General features: G+C 62.4%; 16 protein-coding genes. 8 read left to right on the top strand and 8 right to left on the bottom strand.

Annotated features, from left to right (window positions below; translation table 11 throughout):
* Window positions 1-125 precede the first annotated feature (125 nt).
* Window positions 126-1919, top strand: coding sequence for a histidine kinase N-terminal 7TM domain-containing protein (locus V8P86_RS13065; protein ID WP_336327716.1), 1794 nt, complete (start codon window positions 126-128; stop codon window positions 1917-1919).
* A 114-nt stretch (window positions 1920-2033) separates the two neighbouring features.
* The gene (locus V8P86_RS13060; protein ID WP_336327715.1) at window positions 2034-3365 is read left to right on the top strand and encodes an ATP-binding protein; all 1332 of its coding nucleotides are present in this window, start codon (window positions 2034-2036) and stop codon (window positions 3363-3365) included.
* Window positions 3366-3471: 106 nt separating this feature from the next.
* Here V8P86_RS13060 and V8P86_RS13055 read toward each other — a convergent pair whose 3' ends face one another.
* The gene (locus V8P86_RS13055) at window positions 3472-3630 is read right to left on the bottom strand and encodes a hypothetical protein (RefSeq protein ID WP_336327714.1); all 159 of its coding nucleotides are present in this window, start codon (window positions 3628-3630) and stop codon (window positions 3472-3474) included.
* Window positions 3631-3728: 98 nt separating this feature from the next.
* Between V8P86_RS13055 and V8P86_RS13050 the strand changes: the two genes are divergently transcribed.
* On the top strand, window positions 3729-4607 hold the full coding sequence (locus V8P86_RS13050) for an MBL fold metallo-hydrolase (protein ID WP_336327713.1): 879 nt from the start codon (window positions 3729-3731) through the stop codon (window positions 4605-4607).
* Here V8P86_RS13050 and V8P86_RS13045 read toward each other — a convergent pair.
* The 5 genes from V8P86_RS13045 to V8P86_RS13025 form a co-directional block, all read right to left on the bottom strand.
* Window positions 4602-6365: a sensor histidine kinase gene (locus tag V8P86_RS13045; RefSeq protein ID WP_336327712.1), complete on the bottom strand. Its 1764-nt coding sequence runs from the start codon at window positions 6363-6365 to the stop codon at window positions 4602-4604. The genes V8P86_RS13050 and V8P86_RS13045 overlap by 6 nt on opposite strands.
* 77 nt (window positions 6366-6442) lie before the next feature.
* The gene (locus V8P86_RS13040) at window positions 6443-6892 is read right to left on the bottom strand and encodes a TIGR00725 family protein (protein WP_336327711.1); all 450 of its coding nucleotides are present in this window, start codon (window positions 6890-6892) and stop codon (window positions 6443-6445) included.
* 62 nt (window positions 6893-6954) lie between these two features.
* Window positions 6955-7743 carry a mechanosensitive ion channel domain-containing protein gene (locus tag V8P86_RS13035; RefSeq protein WP_336327710.1) on the bottom strand — a complete coding sequence of 263 codons (789 nt, stop codon included), beginning with the start codon at window positions 7741-7743 and terminating at the stop codon, window positions 6955-6957.
* 1 nt (window position 7744) lies between these two features.
* On the bottom strand, window positions 7745-8554 hold the full coding sequence (gene dacZ / locus V8P86_RS13030; RefSeq protein ID WP_336327709.1) for a diadenylate cyclase DacZ: 810 nt from the start codon (window positions 8552-8554) through the stop codon (window positions 7745-7747).
* A gap of 83 nt (window positions 8555-8637) precedes the next feature.
* Complete coding sequence (locus V8P86_RS13025) at window positions 8638-9609, bottom strand: methyltransferase domain-containing protein (protein WP_336327708.1); 972 nt, start codon at window positions 9607-9609, stop codon at window positions 8638-8640.
* Between the two features lie 160 nt (window positions 9610-9769).
* Here V8P86_RS13025 and V8P86_RS13020 point away from each other — a divergent pair, with 160 nt between their 5' ends.
* Together V8P86_RS13020 and V8P86_RS13015 are read left to right on the top strand one after the other, a co-directional pair.
* Window positions 9770-10330 (top strand): TATA-box-binding protein, encoded by a 561-nt coding sequence (locus V8P86_RS13020; protein ID WP_159764363.1) that lies wholly within the window; start codon window positions 9770-9772, stop codon window positions 10328-10330.
* Window positions 10331-10448: 118 nt separating this feature from the next.
* Entirely contained in the window at window positions 10449-10784 is a 336-nt protein-coding gene (locus V8P86_RS13015) for a hypothetical protein (RefSeq protein WP_336327707.1), read from the top strand.
* 2 nt (window positions 10785-10786) lie between these two features.
* On the opposite strand, the gene V8P86_RS13010 is transcribed toward V8P86_RS13015, so the two are convergent.
* Together V8P86_RS13010 and hisG are read right to left on the bottom strand one after the other, a co-directional pair.
* On the bottom strand, window positions 10787-11890 hold the full coding sequence (locus tag V8P86_RS13010; protein ID WP_336327706.1) for a DNA-methyltransferase: 1104 nt from the start codon (window positions 11888-11890) through the stop codon (window positions 10787-10789).
* A gap of 1 nt (window position 11891) precedes the next feature.
* A complete protein-coding gene (hisG, locus tag V8P86_RS13005) occupies window positions 11892-12737 on the bottom strand; it encodes an ATP phosphoribosyltransferase (protein WP_336327705.1) in 846 nt (281 codons plus the stop codon).
* 119 nt (window positions 12738-12856) lie between these two features.
* Between hisG and V8P86_RS13000 the strand changes: the two genes are divergently transcribed.
* From V8P86_RS13000 to V8P86_RS12990, 3 genes are read left to right on the top strand one after another with little or no spacing between them, the layout of a single operon-like run.
* Window positions 12857-13945 (top strand): CPBP family intramembrane glutamic endopeptidase, encoded by a 1089-nt coding sequence (locus tag V8P86_RS13000; RefSeq protein ID WP_336327704.1) that lies wholly within the window; start codon window positions 12857-12859, stop codon window positions 13943-13945.
* Window positions 13946-13997: 52 nt separating this feature from the next.
* Window positions 13998-14339, top strand: a complete 342-nt coding sequence (locus V8P86_RS12995; RefSeq protein WP_336327703.1) for a 2Fe-2S iron-sulfur cluster-binding protein — start codon at window positions 13998-14000, stop codon at window positions 14337-14339.
* A 35-nt stretch (window positions 14340-14374) separates the two neighbouring features.
* Complete coding sequence (locus tag V8P86_RS12990) at window positions 14375-15673, top strand: amidohydrolase (protein ID WP_336327702.1); 1299 nt, start codon at window positions 14375-14377, stop codon at window positions 15671-15673.
* Window positions 15674-15829: the final 156 nt, after the last annotated feature.

The following is a 15829-nucleotide window of genomic DNA, read 5'->3' as shown; positions in this document are numbered from 1 at the left end:
TTCACGCGGCGGTTTACAACAGTTTCGAGGTCGGTCACCGAGTCGATTCTCTTCGCGGAGAACACCAATCGGTGACAGCTACCCCCGAGCATTAAGTAAGTTCAGGAACGCCTGATACATAATCGATGTCGACGGGGGTCTGGGCGGTCAGGGGAATCTATCTCGCTGCGACGGTACTGGGGGCCGTCCTGGGGATTATCCTCTGGCATAATCGGGATAAGAAGGGGGCGATACCGCTGTGTATCGAGTTGTTCGCAGCGGCGTTCTGGGCGTTCTGTCTGTTCGTTTCGACCCTTCCGCAGGAATGGCTCGCGTTCGCTGTCATCCGGATCATGTACCTCGGTGTCGGTGCCACTGTGGCGTCGACGTTCGTGTTTGCACTCGAATATACGGGTCGGGAGCGGTATCTCACCCGGAAGACGCTCGCAGTGCTCTCGATCCACCCCATCTTGGTCGTGCTATTCGCGGTCGTCAACCCCGGTAAGCTGTTCTTTGCCGAGTTGAGTACAGCCGGCGTCGTCGGTATCGAGCAGCAGTGGGGGCCGGCATTCTGGGTCCACTCCGCGTACAGCTACACGCTCATCCTGTTCTATACGGTGCTTCTGGTCGGCTTCATCTATCGAACCAGACATACGCTGTACCAGGGCCAAGCGGCAGCGCTGGTTGTTGGCATCACATCGCCGGTCCCGCTCAACCTCATCTATCTCGCCGGCAACGTCGAATTCGATACGACACCGATTGGCTTCGTCGTCGCATCGGCGTTTTTCACCGTCGCTATCGTCCGATACCAGTACACGAATCTCTCGCCGATCGCCCGCAAGAAAGTCATCGCCAACGTCCGGGACGGGATGATCGTCGTCGATACCGACCAGCGCATCGTCGACGATAACCCTGCTGCCCGAGAGATGCTCCGGGCCGAGGAGTCGATGGTCGGTTCCTCGATTAGAGAGATTGTCAGCCTGCCGGACGTAGCGGCCGAGTTCGAGTCGATGAGTGAGCAAGACAGTGAGCGGATCGTCTCCTACGGCGAGCGCTCGCTGCGTATCGAGTCGACGCCCATCCGAGACGACCGCGACCGCCTCGTCGGGTGGCTCTACCTACTCGAAGACGTAACCGAGCAGAAACGCCGCGAGCGCGACCTCGAACAGCAGATCGAAAAACTCGACCAGTTCGCCAGCCTCGTCAGCCACGACCTCCGAAATCCGATCAACGTCGCCTCGGGATACATCCAGCAGGCGAAAACGAGCGGCGATCTCTCCTATCTGGACAAGGCAGAGGAGGCGACCGAACGAATGGAAGCGATCATCGAGGACGCCCTCGCGCTGGCACGCGAGGGGCAGGACGTGACCGATCCGACGGAAATCTCACTCGAGGCAATCGCGAACTCGGCGTGGGAAACCGTCGAGACCGACGGTGCCTCCCTCGTCGTCGAAGGGGATCGAACCGTCATCGCCGACGGCACCCGTCTCCAGCGACTGTTCGAGAATCTCTATCGTAACGCCGTGGAGCATGGCTCCACGAGCCCTCAGTCGTCTTCGACTCCTGGGGACACCGGAAGCGAAGCTTCCGAGGACGCTGTCGAACACGGGACGGATCCCGACGGAGCAGATGGCCCCGTGGCCTCGGAGTTAGTCGTCACAGTCGGGATCGAGGATGAGACAGGAACCGATCTGACGGTCACCGTCACGGACAACGGCTGCGGACTACCGGAAGACGACCCCGACCGCGTGTTCGAGGATGGCTTTACGACGAATCGGGACGGAACGGGACTCGGACTGGCAATCGTCGAGCAGATCGCTCGCGCCCACGACTGGGAAGTTCAGGCCAGTAATGTCAGACAAGTGGTCGGTGCCGGCGACGGCAGCGGCGAGGTCAGCGGCGCAAAATTCGAGATCAGCGGCGTTCGAAAGCCACTGTGAGCCGACAGCCAGTGGTGAGCTGCGGCGAAAAAGGCCGCTTCGTCGGGGTCACTGGGGTGGATTACGGCGCTGCTTCGAGTCACTTATTGGGCTCGCGGCGCAACCTTTGTGAGAATGAAGGACCCGGAACTCGCCGTCGTCGAGTTCGTTTTGACGACGAATGCATACAACGAGACGAAGACACTCGATGCCGACGATCTGCCCGCAGCCTACCGAAGTCCGTTCTGGAGCGACGGCCGAATCGAGCGCCCGCTCTCGCCGACGGTCGGCGGCGCAGAGGGCGCCACCGGCGTCGACCAACCGTGGGAAACCATCTCCGGACTGATGTTCACCGATTACGACGATTTCTCGGGGACGCTCTCCTTTACCGATCAAGAGATGGCCGAAGAGTGGTATCTCGACCGGGCCGACGACGACCGCATCGAAGCCAATCCGGTGCTCGCGCACTATTTCTCCGACGCTCGGGATGTCTCCTACGAACAGGCCAGCGAGCACAACCGCCCCGCCCGGGCCGACCGGGAGTTCATCGACTCGCTGCTCGATGAGTACTTCGACGACGAGGAAGAAGAGGAGATGCTCGATTTGGTCGACATCCGTGCACCGGAAGAAATCGAGCAGACGCTCGACGAAATCGTCCTGACGGGCGAACAGGAAGGCGAGATCCAGAAGATCGTCAAGGCTATCGAACACCGGGAGTATCTGGCCAGTATCGGTCTGCGCGAGATCGGAAAGCTGCTCTTCGTCGGGCCACCGGGCACCGGGAAGACGAGCGTCGCGCGGGCGCTGGCGAGCAAACTCGGCCTGCCCTTCGTCGAGGTCAAGCTATCGATGATCACCAGCCAGTACCTCGGTGAGACGGCGAAAAACGTCGAGAAAACCTTCGAGGTCGCCAAGCGACTCTCGCCGTGTATCCTCTTCATCGACGAATTCGACTTCGTCGCCAAGACCCGTTCCAGCGACGAACACGCAGCGATCAAGCGGGCAGTCAACACGCTGCTCAAAAGCATCGACGAGGTCTCGCTCATTCAGGACGAAGTGCTGCTGATCGGCGCGACCAACCACCCCGACCAACTGGACGCGGCGGCGTGGCGACGGTTCGACGAGATTGTCAACTTCCCGAAACCGGACCGCACGATGCGCGCCGGAATCCTCGAAATTGTCACGGAGCAGATGGAGATCGTCGATTTCTCCGCGGACGAACTCGCGGAGTTGACCGAGGGGCTAACCGGCAGCGACCTTCGGCTGGTGCTCCGGGAAGCTGTCCTCGAAGCGCTCACCGAGGAGCGGACGACGCTCACCCAGCAGGATCTGATCGACGCGATCGAAGACTTCGAGGAGCGAGACACGCTGAAAAACCTCGATATGATCGAGGGCGATCACGACGCACTCGTCGCCGGCGGCGGCGGGTTCGACAGCGATCACAATCACGACCACAGCCACGACTGACCGACTACCACCGCCACGGCCACCGACTGACCGAATCCGACAGTTCGTCGCTCTCTCTCGCGAGTCGCTCCGTCGCCGCCGCGAGTCGCTCAACTGCCTGAATCAGTTAGAGTGTAAAGTAGCCGACGGCCAGCACGACGACCCCGGTGATCGTAATTTCGATGCGAAGCGAGCGAGCGGCGGCGAGGCCGACCCACAGGACGGCGAGAACGCCGAAGACGGCCTCCCGTTCGGGCGAGCGGCGAAATAGGGAGGGCTCGTTCATGTGCCGCAGTACCGCCAACGGCATGTTAATGATAGCGAAATGACTGACCCGCAGTATCCACCGTCTTTTTGTCCGTCGTCGCCTTACCTGTGCTGCAGATGCAGGTAACGTTGCTCGGGACGGGCGATACGACAGGGACGCCGACGGTCGGCTGTGAGTGTGACACCTGCGAGACTGCGCGTGATCCCGACGAGGAACTGCTAGAACGGGCCCGCGATCAGGGCGCGACGATCACCGCCGGTGGGGGCGTCGAGCGGTCCCGGTTTTCGGTCCACGTCTACAACGAGCGCACCGATCAGTCGCTGCTCGTCGATTTCAGCCCGGATTTCAGACAGCAGTTTCTCCGCGAAGACGTTCCGTTGCCTGACGAGGCGATCATCACCCACATTCACTTCGACCATCTCGACGGACTGGGCAACTGCTTTCGTCTCATCGACGATCTCGACGTACACGCGGCCGACGAGACCGATCCGGAGACCGGCAAAAGCGTCGCGGAGACGGTTGCGAGCGACTACCACTACCTCGATCAGATCAGCGTGTCTCCGCAGACGCCATTCGAACCCTTCGAGGCCTGCGGCTTCGAGATCACGCTCGTCCCCGTCGACCATCCGCCGCTCGTCTGTTACGGACTCACAATCGAGGATCCCGAGACGGGCGCGAAGTTCTCTCTGTCTGGCGATTCGAGCTACGGCCTCCCGGAGCAGTCTCGGAACACCCTCGCCGACCCCGATCTGTTGCTCGCCGACGGGATCGTCCCCGCTCATCTCTGTGAGTACCATCCGATGGGCGGCGATCACCACGACGACGGTGTTCCCCGGACGTTCGGAACCAAACATATGACCCGAGAGGGTGCGCTGGCGCTGGCCGACGATCTGAACGCAGCGGAGACACGGATCGTCCACATCGCCCACTACTACCCGGTTGAGGAGGCCTTCGAGCAGCCGTTAGCACTCGACGGCGAGCGATACGAGCTATAGTGCAGTGTCAGCGATGGCTTCAGCGTCCGACTCAGCTTCTGGCAACCGAATGATGACGGTCGTTCCGTCCTCGCCGGTCTCGAACCGACAGTCCCCACCGGAGTGTTCGGCGGCGATCTGAATGAGCCACAGTCCAGCCCCGCTGCCGTGGTCCAGCGAGGTTTCCTCCCCGCGGTCGAGCACGTCCAGTTCGTGCTCCGGGATGCCCGGACCGTTGTCGGTGATGCGGAGTTCGACACCGCTGTCGACACGGTCGCCGGTGATGCGTATCTGTGAATCACCCTCGTTGTGAACGACTGCGTTTTCGAGCACTTCCGCCAGCGCGGCGTCGAACTCGGGATTGATCATCACCTCGTGGTCGGGAACGTCGATTTCGACAGTCGCCGCGGGAAACTCTGCGCGGGCGTCCTCGACCGCCCGAGCGACGAGCGTTTGCAGCGAAACCGGGACCGGATCCATGCTGTCGATGACGTTTTTGATCGCCCGTGCGGTCTCGCTCGTGTTCAACAGGACGTTCGTCCGGTCGACGATCCGGTCGGCCGCCGAGGCTGCCTGTTCGTCGCCGTTGTCGGCAATCGAGGAGGCGAATCCCCGGATGACGGTGATCTCGTTGCGGAGGTTGTGGCGCAATACCCGCGAGAAGACTTCCTTGAGAATATCCAGATCCTGTGCGCGCTCGCGCTCGGCCGTGACTTCCCGGAAGACGACGAGTTGGCCGGCGGTCTCGGGGCCGGCCGAGAGATCCGTGCTCGTGACGGTGTAGTACTCGAGTTCGCTCTCGGTGACGAGGCCGAACTCGGCGTCTGGAATCTCGCTGCCCTCCCGGAGTGCTGCGATCACCGGGTGGTCGGGATCGAAATGTCGTTGCTCACCGAGAACGACGCCACCGACGACATCGGCCGCCGAGGAGGGAACGCTCTCGGAACTCGCCAGTTGCTCGTCGGGCGTGAACACCGCCGCCGACTGCTGGCCGATCACGTCGTCACTGATCGCGAAGGCGTCTTTCGCGGCCCGATTCGCATCGGCGACGTGGTTTCGCTCGTCCAGCGCGATGACGGGATCGGAGACGTAATCGAACAGCGTCTCGCGGGCAATCGGGCCAGTCTCGAGGAATTCGTACCGGAACAGTGCGACTGCGAGCACTACGCAGCCACCGGTCATGCCCAGTAGCGTGAATTCGACGAACGGGACAGTATAGAACCGTTCGAGCAACCCGAAGCCGGCACCGATTGCCAACCCGATGATCAGCGCGCCCGCCTGTTTCCGGTAGACGCCCTGCGAGTCGAGATACTGGCGGGCAAACAGGGAGAGACCCGCCACGGCGACGACGACTCGATACAAGAAGTCGGCGTTCGCAAGCGGAGAGAACGCCGGACTGTCGACAGCGCCGGCGACGATCCGGGCGAAAGGAAGTCCGACAGCGAGCACGGCCAGCACGGCGAGCAGCCAAGGCCGAATCAGCCACCGCCGGTTCGTGTACTCGACGGCGACGTACAGCGCACCTAGCACAGCGAGGTTGACGCTCGCGAGCAGGCCGATGTGGAGGATGATCGAAACCGATTCCGGCAGTCCGAGCGGCACTTCGAGAAATCGGCCAGCCTGAAAGACACTCGCCATGCCCGCGCCAACCCCGGTCACGACCAGCGGTTTGGCACCGGATTTCTCCCGGTTGCGCCAGGAGACGACGGCGACTCCTCCCGGAACAGCCCCGAGGAGAGCGTAGACGGCCGCAGCGACAAACGTAAGGTGACTACTCATGGCTGGCCGGGTGACTTGCCATCATTTGTGTCGGGGAGGATATATACCGTCTGGTCCCCGGAACAAGCACTCCGGGGTCAGGAGTCGCTGCCTGCCGATTCGACGTACTCGACCGCTGTCTGCGGCGAGTCGACCTGTTCGACTCCCTCGATCTGGTGGGTATCGAGACCGGCAACCGGCCGCCCGTAATCGAGTGCGAGCCCAATCTCCGAGAGCGTGCCGGTGCTGCCGTCGATTGCAATGGTCGCGTCCCCGTTGAGCACAACCAGCGGGTTGCGGGCATTTCCCATCCCCGTTGCAATCGGCGTATCGACGTAGGGGTTTGCGGCCGTTCGATCCGAGCCCGGCAGAATACCGATTGTATGGCCCCCGGCCTCCCGTGTGCCACGACAGGCAGCCTCCATGACGCCACCGCGGCCGCCACAGACGAGTTCGTGACCGCGAGTTCCGAGGAGATGGCCGACCTGACGGGCCTGTTCGTAGACCACGTCCGAGACTGACGATCCACCAATGACACTCACGCGCATACGCTCACTGGGGAGTCCAACTGGGTAAAGGCCCCGAGTCCGTCCACACGAAGCCGCTGCGATCAGTCCCGAACCCTGATGATTCCCGAGTCGAAGACCTGCTGGTTCGGGATGATGTACTCCTCGCCGTCGGTCTCGATTTTGGTGGTGAACATATCGACTTCCTGAACGATACCGCGTTTGTCGTCGATCCGGACCTCGTCCCCGATGGTGTACGGCTCGACGAGCAGCAGATAGACGCCTGCCGCGCCGGCCGCGAGAAACTGCTGGAATGCGACCCCACACAGGAAGACCAGCCCGAAGGCGTACGCGGCGAGCAAGACCAGAAGCGCCGTCGTGGCGACCCCGAGTTGCGCGAGCGCGATCAACGCTGCGATGTAATAGATGCTGTATTTGGCGATACCACCGATCACTGTCACTTCCGGGAGTTTCACCGAACGAAGTCGCTCCTGAATGATGATCTCGGCCTTATCGCCGGCGATCAACCCGACGATGATCGCGAGGACCGCGATGAACAGTCCCGGCAGATTCCGGGTGACCTGCGCCCAGAACAGCTCGAAATCGAGCAATCGAGCGACGTTGAAGGCCGTAATCGCCGTCAAGAGGTAGACGAACACGGCGAGCAGCATCGCGATAATCCCGCTTGTCGATGTCCCGAAGCGACCGACGGTCCGTTCGAAGGTAGTTCCCTCGATGGCATCGTTCAGCCCGGTCCGGCGAAAGAGTGTGTGTGTCCACCGCCAGGTGAGATAGGAGAGGAACAGCCCAGTGATGAGCAGGAGCAGCGCAGCGGTAAAGGCCGCCTCTTCCGAGAAGAGTCTACGGATGAGGTTGGGCCAGTCGAACTGCATGTCAGTATTCCTCCGGGTCGAGTTCGAAGACTAGTTCACCAGCTTTGAACGCCCGCACCATCCCGTCGCTTTCAGAGAGGACGATTGCCGTGGCGTTGGTGTCCTGCGTGATCGCGCCGGCAGCCATGTGTCGCGCACCGAGTCCCTTCGGGATATCGAGCCCCTCGACACTGGGTTCGAGATAGCGGTACGCGGAGACGATTTTCCCGCTGTCGGAGATCACAAAGGCGCCGTCGAGCCGGGAGAATTCCTTCAGCATCACGTTGACGATCGGATCGCCGACGTGGACGTGTGATTTCTCGAAGGGGTTGTACGATAGCGGTCGGGACTTGTTCATCACCTTCCCTGCGTCCCCGACGACGAACAGCGCACCCACTGGCTTGCCCTTCTGTCCTTTCTTGCCGAGTTCGATGGCAACCTCGAAGACATCTCGGACCACGTCGGCGTCGGCACGGGAGTTGACGAACAGGTCGTACAGCCCAGTCTGTGTGAACTGGTCGGCCCGCACGCGGATGATCGAGTCGATTCCCTCGGTGAACGAACTCGTCAAGCAGACGACTTCGTCGCCGTCTTCGATCAGTTCCTGATCGAGCGCTCCCTCAATCCCGAATCGGATCCGGCTGTCGATCTCGTCGAACTGCAGCGGCAGCGAGACGAAATCTTCCGCATCCACCGCGTTCGTCGTTCCGACGACGATTGTCAGCGTCTCGTCGTCGTGAAAGCGTTCGAACGTATCCGAATCTTCGGTAAAGAGCAAGATGGCGTCGATCTCTTCGACAACTTCATCCAGCAGGTCACCCAGCCCGGTCATTGGTATATCGACTCACCAAGCGGGAAAAAATGTTGTGGCACGTCAGCCGCCCGTCCGCGCTCTGTCGGCCGCTCGTCTGACCCCTACGTCCGGAGGACGACGATGTATCTGGTCAGCGAACGATGCACGCGCCGGTCGAAGACTGCTTCGGTCGTCCAACCGGCGTTGTGCGCGGGTTGCGCCCACGGCTTGTCACCGACGACGACACAGCGAGAGCCGACCCGCCGAGCCTCACGGAGCGCATCGGAGACGAGTTCGCCGAGGTCTCCCTCGATTTTCGACTGTCGGCCGTAGGGGGCATCGAAAACGACCGTATCGACGGCGTCGTCCGAAAGCGGCAGTCGGCCGCCGTCGCCCCGGATCACCTCGAATCCGCCGTCGAGGGCATCTGCGAGATTCTCGCGGCTGCCGCGGGCCATCTTCTCCTGGACGTCGACGCCGACCACGTCGGCCCCGGCGAGGCCAGCCTCGATGAGGATTCCGCCGGTGCCACACATCGGGTCGAGCACCGTCGCGCCCGGCCGCGCCCCGGCGATGTTGGCGAGCGCTCGGGCCAGCATCGGATCCATACTGCCGGGCTGGAAGAAAGGACGGTCCGTGGGGGTATGCTCACCGAATCCTCGGTTGGTTTCGGCAGCGAGCCAGCCCAGCGCGCAGGTTCCGTTCTCGCCGCCGGAAAACAGCGCCCGGAGTTCGTGATCCGGGTCGTCGAGATCGACCTCGAACCCGCGGTCGACCAGTTCTGCCCCGAGGGTCCGCTCGACTTCCTGCGTGTCGATGCCCGTCGTCGAGCGAACGTCGACCGCACGGACGGCAACCGACCCCTCGCGATCGATTGTCGCCGCCGAGAGGATCGCACGGGCGTCGGCGACGGTCGGAACGCCGCGGCCGATCAACTCGCTGGCGCGATGCGTGTATGCGAGGTGGTCGAACTGCTCGGAGAGTCCGCGTGCAGTCACCAGCCCCGGCGCGAGCGGAGACACGTCACTGGCCGCGTGTTCGGCCTCGTAGGCCGCGAACTCGTCGTCCTGTCCCGCGAGTTCGAGAACGTACACGCCTTCAATGACGGCCGAATAGATATCAGCGTATCGGTTGTTCCCCGAAACGTACAGATATAAACCGGATCTACCAGAACGGGAATACATTGAACGCCGGTTCCCAGTTTGCGGCGTCACGAACCTTTATAAATCTTAAATACGAGGTTTAAAGTGAGACATGGTAGATCCCAAGGAGACCATCAATATCGAAAACGTCGTTGCGTCGACTGGTATTGGCCAAGAGCTTGACCTTCAGAGCGTGGCCATGGACCTGGAGGGTGCGGACTACGATCCCGAGCAGTTCCCAGGACTCGTCTATCGGACACAGGAGCCCAAATCGGCGGCGCTGATCTTCCGGTCGGGCAAGATCGTCTGTACCGGCGCGAAAAGCACCGACGATGTCCACCAGAGTCTGCGGATCGTCTTCGACAAGCTTCGCGAACTGAACATTCAGGTCGAGGACGACCCGGAGATCATCGTCCAGAACATCGTCACCTCGGCAGATCTCGGTCGGAATCTCAACCTCAACGCGATTGCGATCGGCCTCGGTCTCGAAAAGATCGAGTACGAACCCGAGCAGTTCCCGGGACTGGTCTATCGACTGGAGGACCCCGACGTTGTCGCCCTGCTCTTCGGCTCCGGCAAACTCGTGATCACGGGGGGGAAAGAGCCAGACGACGCCAAGGAAGCCGTCGACAAGATCGTCACGCGACTGGAAGAACTGAGCCTGCTCGACTGAAACACATCTGTTCGACCGGGAACACTGGTCGATTGGTCTGTTGAGCTGATTTTCTCTACATCCGAACGGACTAGACAGGCCCCAAAAGTTCTATAGTGGCGGGGTCGCCGGTACACGTATGGACGAGATCTGGGACGAGGACGGCGGTCTCTCCGAGGATTTCGCCACCTCGTTCGGGAAGTGGGTCGCCCGCAACAGCGGGGATCTCGACGAAGTGACCGAGTCGAAGATCGTCTGCGAGTTCGATGACATCGGTGTCACGCTCGGCATGTACGAAGAGACGGGCCGCAAGGAGTTTCGACTGCGGACACTCCGCGAGGAGATCGAACTGCGAATGGTCACGAAATACAAACTCGGCGGCGAACGCCTCGTGTTACAGACCGGCCAGGGTAGCCGCCGCTTCGTCTTCGACGTTCCGGAAGAGGAGTGGACGATCAAGAAACGCTCCGTCTGAGCCTACTCTGAATCGAGGTCGTCGACAGTGGCCGTCCGCTCGGCCGGTCGGTGGCGGAGGCTGTACTCGGTGGCGGCGGCTGCCGAGGAGTCTCGCGACACCTCGTCGACGACGTACAGCCGAAGCGTCTCTTCTTGGCTCGTCATCACGGGAAACTCGTAGTACTCCGACTCGTAGTCGGGTTGGGTTCCCGAGTCGGACCGGTCGGCGACGAAATCCAGGTGGGCCTGCAGCCGCTCCCCCGCCACGTCTCGGGAGATATCGGGCACGTCCGCGACGCGGTCGGCGAAGTGGTCCAAGAATGCGGAATCACGCTCGTAGCCGACAGAGTTCCGGCCGGCGACCATCGCCGCCAGCGTCGTCGTCCCCGTCCCCCAGAACGGGTCGAGCACCGTATCGCCGTAGGCCGAAAACATCGAACAGAGTCGGTACGGAATCTCGAAGGGATAGGCGGCCGCGCGGTCCCGGAGATCGCCGTCGTCGAGATCCTGCAGGCGACCTCTGACTTCGCTCCAGATGTCAGTAAACCAGCGGTTGCGTTCCTCCCAGAAGTACGCCGCCTCGTACCGACGGTCAGCACCGGGTTCGAACTCCCTGCGGCCCCCGTTGCGGAAGACGAGGATGTGCTCGTGTTCGAGCGTGACGTAGGCGTTCGGCGGGAGCATCCCACTGCCCATGAACTTCGCGGCGCTGTTGGTCGGCTTGTGCCAGAGAATGTCGGGCATGGGATCGAAGCCGCGGCGCTCGAAGGCTGTCGTGATCCGACTGTGATTTGGATAGACGCGGAACTGGCCGTCGACCGTTCTTGTCGCGTCGCCGACGTTGATACAGACGATGCCGCCGGGTGTGACGACGCGCTGGAGTTCGTCCCACACCGAATCGAGAACGCCGTGCATCGCCTCGAAGGCTGCCTCTCCCTTGCCGGCGTCGAGATAGGCGTCGACATCGGGGACGAGTTCGGCGAAGAGGTCGTCCCACATCTCGACCATCGGATACGGCGGCGACGTGACGACCAGATCGATCGAATCGTCGTCGAGTGCGTCCAGGTCGCGGGCGTCACCGGCGTGGATTCGGTGGCTCGTCTGCCGCGTTGGCTCCTCGTCCATACTACTCGACCAGCCGCTCGATTTCGGTGACGAGGATGTCGCTCGCGCCGACGGTCTTGAGTTCGCTGATCGCCTCGAAGACGGCATCTTCGTCGACGACAGCGTGGACGGCGACCTGATCGGTCCCGGCGATATCCATCACCGTCGGCCCGCCCATCCCCGGCAGCACCTCACGAACGTCGTCGAGTCGGTCCTCGGGCGCGTTGAGCATGAGATAGCGCTGATCCTCGGCGGCGAGCACCGAATCGAGCGCTGTCGTCACCTGCTCGACTTTCGGGTCGTCGGCGACATCGTCGCGGGCGAAGAGTCGAACAGAGGAACTGAGAATCTCCTCGATCTCTTCGAGACGGTTCATCCGAAGCGTCGTCCCAGTCGAGGTAATATCGACGATTCCGTCGGCCATATCGACGTGGGGAGTCAGCTCCGTTGCTCCCGTGACTTCGGTGATATTCACGTCGACGTCCGTCTCCGCGAAGTACTCCTCGGTGATCCGCGGGAACTCGGTCGCGACGGTGCCGCCGTCGAGGTCGGCGACCGTCTCGATGTCGCCGTCCTCGGGGACCGCGAGGACGATGCGGCAGGAGCCGTAGTCGAGATCCAGCAGTTCGGACAGTTCGACGGGTGATTCGCGGGCCTGATCGTAGCCCGTGATGCCGAGGTCGGCCGCGCCGTCGGCGACGTACTCGGGGATGTCGGCACTCCGGGCGAACAGGACGCTCACGTCGGGATCGACCGTATCGGCGTACAGTTTCCGGTCGGCTCCGTCGACGAGGTGGAGACCAGCCCGTTCGAGAAGCTCCAGCGTCGGCTCGTGAAGGCGGCCCTTGTTGGGCACAGCAATACGCATATCCTATCCGTCGAGGGCCCGGGACAACTGTGTTTCGACCCGCCACGTTCGCCGGTTCGGGGTCACGAGGGTCAGCCGAAACAAAGGCTCTTTTTTCACCAACTCTAAGCGGAAACGACATGGGAGACACTGGTGGCGACGAGCAATACTGCCCCTCCTGCGGCGAGCTGTTGGAGCCGACTGATTACTTCTGTCCGCAGTGTGGGACCGAAAACGAGGCCGCCGACGGATCGACGCCCGGAGTCGCACGCGACAGGCAGAGGACGGACCGGTCGCCTGCGGAAAACGGTGGTTGGGAGTCTCAACCGGAACGCCAGCCCACCGGGCGAGCCCACAGCGGCGACCGACAGTCCCAGCAGACCCGCCGGGACGAAACCAACCGTGGCCGGGCACCGCCCGGGTTGCCCGGACTGACGCGGGACAGCGAACCAGGATGGCGACCGATTGCGGCGGGATTCGGGCTGGCGGTACTGAGTATCGTGCTTTTGCTGACGTTTACCCTTCTCTCAGCACCGCTGGTCGGCATCCTACAGCTGTCGACCGGAGCGGCGCTGATCGTCGGCGCGGCGGTCGGCCAGTACTTCGGCTTTTTCGGGCTCGCACTCGCCTATCTACGACATACACGGGAGTTCACGTGGACGAACATCCGCGAGTATCTCGGCGTCCGGTTCCCCAGCCTCAAGGACTTGGGGATGGTCATCGTCGGGTACATCGGGATTCTCGGGCTCGTGATCATCGTCTCGATTATCATCACGCTCCTCCAGGTAGAGGGTGCACAGAACGAAAGCGCCCAACAACTCACCGAGAGTGCCGGCACGGACCCGATTCTTATCGCCGGCGTGTTCGCACTCATGTTTTTCGTCATCGGACCCTGCGAGGAGATTCTCTACCGCGGCGTGATCCAGAACCGCCTCCGCGAACGGTTTTCGGCGGTGCCGGGAATCATCGCCGCGTCGGTCATCTTCGCGTCAGTCCACGTGATCGCACTCGGCTCGACTGACCCCATCGCCGTTCTCACGACCATCTCGGTGCTAGCGGTGACATCGCTCGTGCTCGGGGCCGTCTACGAGTACACCGGGAACCTGGTCGTCCCCTGGCTGTTGCACTCGCTGCACAACTCGATTCTCATCTCTGCGGCCTTCTTCGGTCCCGGTGGGGCCGCAACGGTGATACTCGCCCACCGGGCGGTCGAACTCGTTCCGCTGTGAGCGAGTCGAACCCACCAAGACGGTTTTTGCTCCGAAGTCCAAGAGAACGATAGTGAGTGACGAACAGGACACCGTCGCGGTCACAGTACTCGACGGCGACGACGAGCACACGATCGAGGTCGAACGCGGTCACATCCTCCGTGATGCCTTGCTCGAACACGGGTTCGAGGTGTACGGCACTGTCTCGAAACACGCCAACTGCGGCGGGCGCGGCCTCTGTGCCACCTGTACCGTCGAGGTCGATCCGGCACCGGAGCCGGAACACTGGCACGACGCCGCCGCGGTCCGCTTTGGCTATCCCAGACTGTCCTGCTGTCTCACAGTCACCGAGCCGATGACGGTTCGGCTGCTCGACAAACACGTCTGGGGACAGGTGTTACCTCGCCGCCAGTAAAAGAGACTAAGCGCGTTCGGCGAGCCACATGGGGTATGAGCAACCTGGCAGTCACAGGCGGGCAGGTCCTCCGGCCCGATCACAGTATCGATCGCGCAGACGTTCTCGTCGACACGGACGCAGGAACAATCGAGGGTGTCGTCGACCCGGGCGAGGCCGACGCCGACCGCGAACTCGACGCCAGCGACGGACTGGTCATTCCTGGACTGGTCAACGCCCACACCCACGTCGCGATGACGCTGTTCCGGGGCAGCGCCGACGACAAGCAACTCGACGACTGGCTACAGGAGGACATCTGGCCCGTCGAGGCCGAACTGCAGGCCGGGGACGTGCGGGCGGGCGCGGCGCTGGGTATCGCGGAGATGATCCGCTCTGGAACCACCGCCTTCGCGGACATGTACTTCTTCATGCCCGAGGTCGCCGAGGTTGTCGAAGAGGCCGGCATCCGCGCACGACTCGGCCACGGGGCGATCACCGTCGGCAAAGACGACGAGGCCGCACACGAGGACTTCGAGGAGGCACTGGCGTTCGCCCGGGAGTACGACGGATACGCCGAGGGCCGCGTACAGACGATGTTCACCCCCCACAGCCTCACGACCGTTGACGAGGCGTTCTATCGGGAGTACGTCCCGACGGCCCGCGAAGCAGGGATTCCGATCCACTTCCACGCAAACGAGACCGAAAACGAGGTCGACCCACTCGTCGCGGAGTACGACGAGCGACCGCTGGAATACGCCGACGACCTCGAGCTGCTCGCCGACGATTCGTTCCTCGCCCACGGCGTCCACGTCGACGACCGGGAGATAGAACTGCTCGCCGAACGAGAGACGGCAGTCATCCACAACCCGGCCTCGAACATGAAACTCGCCAGCGGGATGGCTCCCGTCCAGGAGTTGCTGGACGCGGGCGTCCCGGTCGGACTCGGAACCGACGGCGCGGCGTCGAACAACGACCTCGATATGTTCGACGAGATGCGCGACGCGGCGATGCTGGGCAAACTGGCCGCCGACGACGCGCGGGCCGTCGACGCATCGGCGGCCGTCGAGATGGCGACGACGGGCAGCGCCGAGGCCGTCGGCGTCGACAGCGGGCGAATCGAGACCGGCGCGAACGCCGACCTCGCAGTGCTCGACCTCGACGCCGCTCACCTGACGCCACAGCACGACCTCCTCAGCCATCTCGTCTACGCCGTCAAGGGGAGTGACGTTCGACACACGATCTGTGACGGGTCGGTCCTGATGGCGGATCGAGAGCTCCAGACGCTCGACCTAGATGGCGCCATCGAGGACGCCACCGAACATGCGACGGCGCTGTTCGAGCGTGCCCAGCAGTAAGACCGACAAGCCCCCAACGGAGAATTAAACTCCTAGACTCTGTTTTAAACCTTCTAAACACCGCTCTGACAGTACTGGAACGCGTATTCAAGTGGCTGAACGAACTGAACAGGAGAGGGGGTTTAGGTGTATTTCCGAGTAAGAATTGGTTACAAT

The sequence above is a fragment of the Halovenus anhuiensis genome (assembly GCF_037080055.1).
Taxonomy (GTDB): Archaea; Halobacteriota; Halobacteria; order Halobacteriales; family Haloarculaceae; genus Halovenus.
Note: the sequence above shows the minus strand (reverse complement) of the source record. Positions and strands in the feature narration are given on the sequence as shown.

Bases quoted from the DNA above. Each gene is read 5' to 3' on its own strand.
- hisG (WP_336327705.1), bottom strand. From the start codon at position 12,737: ATGCGTATTGCTGTGCCCAACAAGGGCCGCCTTCACGAGCCGACGCTG.
- V8P86_RS13000 (WP_336327704.1), top strand. From the start codon at position 12,857: ATGGGAGACACTGGTGGCGACGAGCAATACTGCCCCTCCTGCGGCGAG.
- V8P86_RS13040 (WP_336327711.1), bottom strand. From the start codon at position 6,892: ATGCGCGTGAGTGTCATTGGTGGATCGTCAGTCTCGGACGTGGTCTAC.
- V8P86_RS13065 (WP_336327716.1), top strand. From the start codon at position 126: ATGTCGACGGGGGTCTGGGCGGTCAGGGGAATCTATCTCGCTGCGACG.
- V8P86_RS12990 (WP_336327702.1), top strand. From the start codon at position 14,375: ATGAGCAACCTGGCAGTCACAGGCGGGCAGGTCCTCCGGCCCGATCAC.
- V8P86_RS13050 (WP_336327713.1), top strand. From the start codon at position 3,729: ATGCAGGTAACGTTGCTCGGGACGGGCGATACGACAGGGACGCCGACG.
- dacZ (WP_336327709.1), bottom strand. From the start codon at position 8,554: ATGACCGGGCTGGGTGACCTGCTGGATGAAGTTGTCGAAGAGATCGAC.
- V8P86_RS13045 (WP_336327712.1), bottom strand. From the start codon at position 6,365: ATGAGTAGTCACCTTACGTTTGTCGCTGCGGCCGTCTACGCTCTCCTC.
- V8P86_RS13035 (WP_336327710.1), bottom strand. From the start codon at position 7,743: ATGCAGTTCGACTGGCCCAACCTCATCCGTAGACTCTTCTCGGAAGAG.
- V8P86_RS13020 (WP_159764363.1), top strand. From the start codon at position 9,770: ATGGTAGATCCCAAGGAGACCATCAATATCGAAAACGTCGTTGCGTCG.
- V8P86_RS13010 (WP_336327706.1), bottom strand. From the start codon at position 11,890: ATGGACGAGGAGCCAACGCGGCAGACGAGCCACCGAATCCACGCCGGT.
- V8P86_RS13060 (WP_336327715.1), top strand. From the start codon at position 2,034: ATGAAGGACCCGGAACTCGCCGTCGTCGAGTTCGTTTTGACGACGAAT.
- V8P86_RS13015 (WP_336327707.1), top strand. From the start codon at position 10,449: ATGGACGAGATCTGGGACGAGGACGGCGGTCTCTCCGAGGATTTCGCC.
- V8P86_RS13055 (WP_336327714.1), bottom strand. From the start codon at position 3,630: ATGAACGAGCCCTCCCTATTTCGCCGCTCGCCCGAACGGGAGGCCGTC.